Source organism: Streptomyces sp. NPDC005181 (genome assembly GCF_040608395.1).
Taxonomy (GTDB): domain Bacteria; phylum Actinomycetota; class Actinomycetes; order Streptomycetales; family Streptomycetaceae; genus Streptomyces.
In genome coordinates, this window is the sequence record NZ_JBEXID010000176.1 from 1 (window position 1) to 6824 (window position 6824).

Consider the following 6824-nt stretch of genomic DNA (forward strand, 5'->3'; position numbering starts at 1 on the left):
CTCAGGAGGAACGCCCGTGACGCCACCCGGCCACTGCACATCCTGGACATTCCATGATCAGAAAACGGTCATACCCGCTTCACGCCGAGGCCCTGACATGGCGTAGTCTCCTCGTTCAGCAGCCATGGGAAAGAAAACCTCCAAGGTTCCGGGTGATGGCGTAATTCGGCAGAAGGCCCCCGGAATTCGATCATGGTCTGTCTCGTCCGTACCAAGAGTTGTCGGGGGCTGTCACCTGAGACCGGGTAACCGGCGTATTTGTGACACGCAGCCGAGTTCCGCGTAGCGCTGAAGGGGACGATCCGCAGAAGATCGTGTGGCCGGGGCGCGGCCCCAGCAGCGGGCTGCGGTCATGACGGCCGAGCGACTGTTGGCGTGGAGGCTCTGCAAAGGAATGGGCAGTTCGCCGGTGAGAGGAGGCTTCGCAGCCGAGCGATGCCCAGCGGGGCCTCGCGCACGCCGCCTGCGCTCAGACACCCATCCCGGGCTCGGGGTGTCGAACCCGGCCGCAGCCTTCACGGGCGCAGCACGCTGAGGGCCCTTGGCATAGGGACGGTACCCGAGTCTTCGGGATCAGGCGTGGAAGCTCATGCCGCAGGATCCATGTGTGTCCGGTCTAACAGGTTGAGCCGAGAAATGAAAGAGGTGCCCGTGCGCGAGGTCGCAGCCATCGGCTACTGCAGCCGCCTCCCCGGGCACAGGGGCGTGCTGGTGGCATCCTGCCATCGGTACGTCGATACCGCTGAAGCCGTCCTGAACCTCGACGAGGTTGATGCGTGCGGCTGCGTTGTGTGGTGCCGTGTGAGAGGGAGGATGCCTTATGGATCAGGCTGACGCGATGTCGATCGCGGAGTTGCTTGACGAGCGTCGGTACCTGCTGGATGTCGCCTTCTGGATGCTGGGCAGCGCCGGTGAGGCGGAGAGCATCGTCGATGAGACCTACCGCCGGTGGTACGGGCTGTCCGACGCGGCGCGCCGGCAGATCACGGCGCCCCGACCCTGGCTCGCGAAGACCGCGGGCGGGATTTGTCTGGACCGCCTCGCCCTGCACGACCGGGGTGCGGCCGGCCGGAGAGGGGACGCCCGCACGCAGACGCAGGACGCTGAGTGGGTGCAGGCGGGGCCGGGGGAGGAGATCAGCCGGATTTTGCTGAACGCTCTGGATTCTCTGCCGCCGGCCGAGCGGGCGGTGTTCGTGCTCAAGAACGCCGGGATGACCCCCGATACTGTCGCCGACATCGTGGGACGCACCGAGCCGGAGTGCGCCGAACTCGCCGACCGGGCACGCCACTGTCTGCGGGTGCATCGCTCACGTCCCACGACGGCGGAACAGCACGAAACCTTCGCCCGCGCCGTCCGCGAAGCGTGTCTGACGGAGGATGCCGAGCTGCTGGCGTCGCTTCTCTGTCCGGACGCCACGGCGTTCTTCGACGGCGGCGCCAAGGTCCGGACACTGGTCAGGCCCGTCCACGGCAGCCGACAGGTCGCACACAGCCTGCTGACGCTCCTGGCCCTCCGCCCGCGCACCACACTGACCACCCAGTCCGTCAACGGCCGCACCGGCCTCGTCGCCCGCTACGGCGACCAGGTCGCCGCCGTCATCAGCCTCGACATCGCCGACCACCACATCGCACAGGTCTGGGTCGTACTCAACCCCGACAAACTGCACTCCTGGAACCAGCCCTCCACCCACGGCAGCTCCAGCTCGCACCAGAGCCGCTCACAGCAGGGTGACGGCTCGTCCTGATCGCTCCTGAAAGGTGCAGGCACGGCGCCGGGCGGACCCTTCTGTGGGTGCCGCTCGCCGTTCGTGCCCTTTCGGTTCTGTCAGCGGCAGCGCTCGTGCAGGAGCGCTGCGCTCCTCGGCAGCTGTTCCTGCCGGCATTCCACGCTGCAGTACGGTCCGGCTCTGCGTCCTCGGCTCACCGCCGGCACGCTGTGCCCACCTCTGCCAGGGTCACAGCACCGGCGGAGAGCCGAGAGCCGCTGCGAAGCGGGAGCGCGAATCAAGGAACGCGGCAATCTTGCTCGGATTCCACACCCACATCAGCTTGTAGATGCCTTCCTTCGAGGCGGCTATCGTCAGGATCGTGGCGGGTTCGCCATCTCGGTAGATCATCACGCCTGTACGGCCGTTGGCGTCGACCAACCTGGCGTCCACGCCCTGCCAGAACCGCGGAGCGGTGGCCAGGTTGGCCACGCGTGCACGGCCCAGCACGGGGATGCGAGCGGCGCCCCGGATACCATTGCCGTCGGACAGACTCACGGCATCGGGGGTGAGGAGGGCTTCCAGCGAGGCCACATCTCCCGTTTGAGCTGCTGAGACGAAGGCGTTCAGGAGAAGTCGGTGCTCCGCCGTGTCCACGCTCTCCCGACGCTCGGCCGACAAACGCATGCGGGCACGGCTTACGATCTTCCGCACGTTGACGACGCTGAGTTGAAGGATTTCAGCGATCTCGGGATAGGCGTAGTCGAACGCCTCGCGTAGTACGTATGCGGCACGCTCGGTGGGATTCAACTTCTCCAACAGCAGCAGCAGAGCCATCTCCAGGGCCTCCGCACGCTGCGCGCCCGCCTCCGGGTCCGAGCTCGTGTCGATGGGCTCGGGCAGCCACGGTCCGATGTAGGTTTCCCGACGCACGCGTGCGGACTGCGCGACGTTGATCGCCAAGCGGGTCGTCGTGCTCGAGAGGAAGGCCACCGGGCTGACCACCACGCAGCGGTCGGTCTTCTGCCAGCGCAGCCACACTTCCTGGACCACGTCTTCGGCCTCAACCACACTGCCGAGCACACGGTAGGCGATTCCGAAGAGACGTGGCCGGTGCTGCACAAAGACGGCAACAGCCTCTTGAAGGTTACTTGTCGCGGGGGACGGTTCGAAATGCATGATCCTGCGGTCTCCGTTCCTCCGGTTGCGGCTGTCCATGGGCGGGACCACTCGGCGACCGCGTGGCCTCGGACGGCTCCGACAACCGGTCCCGGGACACGCTGCTGGAGGCCGCGGTTCTGCCGGGTGTTACGCGCTGCATAGCTTGTTCGGGTGCTGCTGGAACTGTGGTCACTAAAAGTCACGGCACTGCTCCAATCGCATCTCTTCCACAGACCGGGATCGGCCCGTTCCTGCGAGAGGGCTGGGACAGCAGGCAGACACACAGTGTTTTCGAGGGCTCACGGCCCGACCATTGGATCAAAACATACCTCTGAGCAAAAGGTTCATATGGGTAGCAGGCTGTGCCTAGTTCTCAGCCCAGGACCGTGGGCCATTCCCAACGATGCCATTAAAGCACTGACATGTTGTTGATCAGTGGTTGGGTCGTTCTGCGTCCGACAAGGGCTGAACAAGCCCATCAGCAGCGTTTTCACGCCACCGGCACGAGGTCACCCCTGAAGACCGGCCGCATCGTGACGATGCGTGTCGCCGCTCACGGATGCTCCGGCAACACGATGCAAGCAGACCGTGGCCTCCACCCTGCCGAAACGGCAGAGCGGCACACGGCCGGACGCTTGCGGGAACGGCACCGCTCGGCAGGGACCGACCGCCATGCCGGATCCGGTGAGGTGTCGGTGCGGTGCTGCCAGAGAGCTTCGGACGTCGGCCGTCCTCTTGCGTCAGGCGTACTGCTCGCCGTGGTGTCGGGCGAGGCGGGACGGACCTGGCCGTCCCGCCTGCCGGCGACGCGCCCGCATGTACGGACCGGCCAGAACCGGAGGCGCTCCCCCACGGCCCCGGCCTCGACCATGTGTCCGCACGAAGCGGTGGCAACTGATCGGTATCCGGATGGTCGCTCACTGGTCCTTGCCGGCCAGACGTCTACGGTCGGCCGGTCAGTTCGTCGTCACCACGTCGGACTCGTACACCAGCCCTAGGCGGTGGTTGTACTGAATGGTGTACATCTTCTTGCCGCCGGTCACGACGGTTCCGCTGGAGGGGAAGTAGTTGTTGGTGGCCGCGGCCTTGCTGGTCGCGACGTACGCCTGACCGGCGGGGACAGTGTAGAAGCTCAGCGGAACCTGGGTGGAGGGCGAAAGCCCGGCGGGGTATTCGCCCTTGTCCGGGTAGCTGCTGCCGTACACCGCTACGGGCGAGGGCCCGGCGGCCTCGACCACGGTCGCGCGGCGGTCGGGGGTCGTGTTGTGTCCGTACGGGTTGTGGAACCACACCTTGGTGCCGCTGTACCAAATGGCTGTCCAGTCGCCCTGGCGGCCTGCGACGACGAACTGCTGCCCCGCCTGCGCCGTGCTCCCCCAGTCGTTGACGCGGTTGGTACCGATACCGTCCGCGTGAATGGCCTGGTCGCCGAAGAGCGGGGCGGTGCGGCTGGGTGACGTGTGCAGGTAGACGAAGTTCGACGGCTGGCGCCGTTCGGTGCATTCGGGCGTGGCACCTGTCGGGTCGTCGGACGGGCAGACCTGCACCGTCTGCTGGTTCTGAGCGAACCCGGGGATGATGGTGACCGCCGACCCGATCGGTGCGACGCCGTGAGCGCCGCTGCCGGGGGCATGAAGGAGCCGCATGTAGCGCTCCCAGGACGGGCCCGGGTCCCAGTGCATGCCGGAGACGAGGGAAGAATTGGGTCCAGGAACGTTGTCGTGGCCGATGATGTGCTGCCGATCCAGCTGAATGCCGAAGCGGTCGGCCAGGTACGCAACGAGTTCCGCGCTGGACTCGTACTGGATCTGGGTGTACCAAGTGCCCCCGGAGGCAGCGTAGCCCTCGTGCTCGATGCCGATCGAGTGCATCGGCACCATCTGGGTCACGGCACCGTCGGACGAGCGGATGGGCCCTGACCCCGGATCTTGGACACCGGAGACACTTGGATCTTGATGGTCCAGGAGAACGGAGTCCCTGTGGGGATGAAGCACTACCCCGCCGAGTTCAAGGCGGACGCCGTCGCGTTGTACCGGTCGCGGCCGGGAGCGACTATCAGGTCCGTCGCCGGCGATCTCGGGGTGAACACCGAGACGCTGCGGAACTGGATCCGGGCCGCTGACGGGCGGCGTTCCGGCTCCCACTCGACGCCTCCGGCGGCGGGCAGGAACTCGGTCGAGGCGGAGCTGGCCGCTGCTCGGCGGCGGATCCGCGAGCTGGAGGAGGAACGCGATATCCTCCGCAAAGCGGCCCGGTATTTCGCGGGAGAGACGCGCTGGTGAACCGCTACCAGTTCGTTGACGATCACCAGCGCCGGTTCGGCGTGAAGCGGATCCGCGACATCCTGGGCATCGCCCGCTCGAGCTTCTACCACTGGCGCCGCACCGCCTCGGCCCGCGCGGCCCGCCAGGCCGCCGACGACCGGCTCGCGGCCCGGATACGCAAGGTCCATGAGGACTCCGACGGGACCTACGGCGTCCCCAGAATCACTGCCGAGCTCCGCGCCAGCGACGGCCAGGCGGTCAACCACAAGCGCGTCGCCCGGATCATGCGGACCACCGGACTGGCCGGGGTCCGCCTGCGCCGCAGGCACCGCACCACCGTCCCCGACCCGGCCGCCGCGAAGGCGCCGGACCTGATCGGCCGCGACTTCACCGCGTCGGCGGTGAACACGAAGTACGTCGGCGACATCACCTACCTGCCCGTCGGCGGCGGGAAGTTCTGCTATCTCGCGACCGTGATCGACCTGTGCTCACGCCGCCTGGCCGGCTGGGCGATCGCCGACCACATGCGCACCGAGCTCGTCACCGACGCCCTGGCGGCGGCCGAGCGGACCCGCGGCAGCCTCGCCGGAGCGATCATGCACACCGACCACGGGGCCCACTACACGAGCCGGGCATTCGCGGACGCCTGCCGCAGGGCCGGCATCCTGCAGAGCATGAGCGCGGTCGGGAGCAGCGCGGACAACGCCGCCGCCGAATCGTTCAACGCGACCTCCAAAAGGGAAACCCTCAAAGACCGAAAGGGCTGGCCCAGCGAGCGCGAGGCCCGGCTCGACGCCTTCCGCTGGCTGCACCGCTACAACACCCGACGCCGGCATTCCAGGCTCGGACAACGATCTCCGACCGCCTACGAAAACACCTTCCACACAACATCAACTACCCTGACCCGAGCCGCGTAGACGTGTCCAAGATCCGGGGTCTAGGCCCGTTCGATGACCACGTACAGGTCGTGGTCGGCATACGGGGTGATCATGCCGTCGTGGGCTTGGGACCCTTTGAGAACGAGGCCGACGACGGCTGAACCAGCGGCAGCGAGTTCGACGAACGCGTCGTATGTGAGGGACTGCTGAGCGATCATGGTGTGGATCTCCGGTGGGGATAACGGGTATGCCTGCCGGGGCGACCCCGTTACGAGGCGCCCTGCACCGTCCGCGGCTACACGTGGCTGCCGCCTGGAAGATCAACGCACACCTTGACTCCATCGCCCGGCAGGGCCGTGGGGCAGCGTATTGGGGAGACATCGGGATGCCGGTAATACTCGTCGGGCAGCTTTCGGCTTCGACGGACCACCTCCCTGCATACGCGGCTTTGACGGCCCGGCTGACCAGGGCTCGGCGGCGGACGTGCTGAGTCGGCGTTGGGCAAGGCGGCGCGATGAGTACATGGCTTCCTCAGCGGCCCCGAGCCGGCGCCCGACACCGCGGCCGCTCAGGGCCTGCAAGCGGAGGGGGAACGGCCGCACAGGGAGAACCTGGAGCGGTTCGCCACAGGGCAGGGCCGTTCCACCGCCTCGGCGTCAGCAGGGCGTGGTGTCGTGCTTACGGGCGGATGCCGAAGGGGCCCAGCTCGCCGGCGTCAATGCGCAGCGACTCGTACATCGTGAAGGCGTTGTCGTACGTGAAGACGTCCGCACCGCCGAGCAAGCCGATGTATTTCTCGATGATGGGGCGGGC

Annotated in this window: 5 protein-coding genes; 2 read left to right on the forward strand and 3 right to left on the reverse strand. The window is 67.1% G+C overall.

Translation table 11 applies throughout. The features are described from left to right. Positions 1-820: 820 nt before the first annotated feature. On the forward strand, positions 821-1747 hold the full coding sequence (locus ABZV38_RS39065) for an RNA polymerase subunit sigma (protein ID WP_356333567.1): 927 nt from the start codon (positions 821-823) through the stop codon (positions 1745-1747). Positions 1748-1957: 210 nt separating this feature from the next. Here the strand turns inward: ABZV38_RS39065 and ABZV38_RS39070 are convergent, their stop codons facing one another. Both ABZV38_RS39070 and ABZV38_RS39075 read right to left on the reverse strand, forming a co-directional pair. Next, on the reverse strand, positions 1958-2887 hold the full coding sequence (locus tag ABZV38_RS39070; protein ID WP_356333568.1) for an RNA polymerase sigma-70 factor: 930 nt from the start codon (positions 2885-2887) through the stop codon (positions 1958-1960). Positions 2888-3825: 938 nt separating this feature from the next. Further along, complete coding sequence (locus ABZV38_RS39075) at positions 3826-4749, reverse strand: N-acetylmuramoyl-L-alanine amidase (RefSeq protein WP_356333570.1); 924 nt, start codon at positions 4747-4749, stop codon at positions 3826-3828. Between the two features lie 99 nt (positions 4750-4848). Between ABZV38_RS39075 and ABZV38_RS39080 the strand changes: the two genes are divergently transcribed. Continuing rightward, positions 4849-6050 (forward strand): IS3 family transposase gene (locus tag ABZV38_RS39080; RefSeq protein ID WP_356333572.1). Its coding sequence is split into 2 segments (ribosomal slippage): positions 4849-5134 and positions 5134-6050, totalling 1203 coding nucleotides; the frame shifts between segments, so codons are not numbered across the junction. Positions 6051-6070: 20 nt separating this feature from the next. Here ABZV38_RS39080 and ABZV38_RS39085 read toward each other — a convergent pair. Then, positions 6071-6229: a hypothetical protein gene (locus tag ABZV38_RS39085; RefSeq protein WP_356333574.1), complete on the reverse strand. Its 159-nt coding sequence runs from the start codon at positions 6227-6229 to the stop codon at positions 6071-6073. Between the last annotated feature and the right edge of the window lie 595 nt (positions 6230-6824).

What these genes read in the sequence shown, in the direction of transcription:
- ABZV38_RS39065 (WP_356333567.1), top strand. Translation starts at nt 821, where the DNA reads ATGGATCAGGCTGACGCGATGTCGATCGCGGAGTTGCTTGACGAGCGT.
- ABZV38_RS39085 (WP_356333574.1), bottom strand. Translation starts at nt 6,229, where the DNA reads ATGATCGCTCAGCAGTCCCTCACATACGACGCGTTCGTCGAACTCGCT.
- ABZV38_RS39070 (WP_356333568.1), bottom strand. Translation starts at nt 2,887, where the DNA reads ATGCATTTCGAACCGTCCCCCGCGACAAGTAACCTTCAAGAGGCTGTT.
- ABZV38_RS39075 (WP_356333570.1), bottom strand. Translation starts at nt 4,749, where the DNA reads ATGGTGCCGATGCACTCGATCGGCATCGAGCACGAGGGCTACGCTGCC.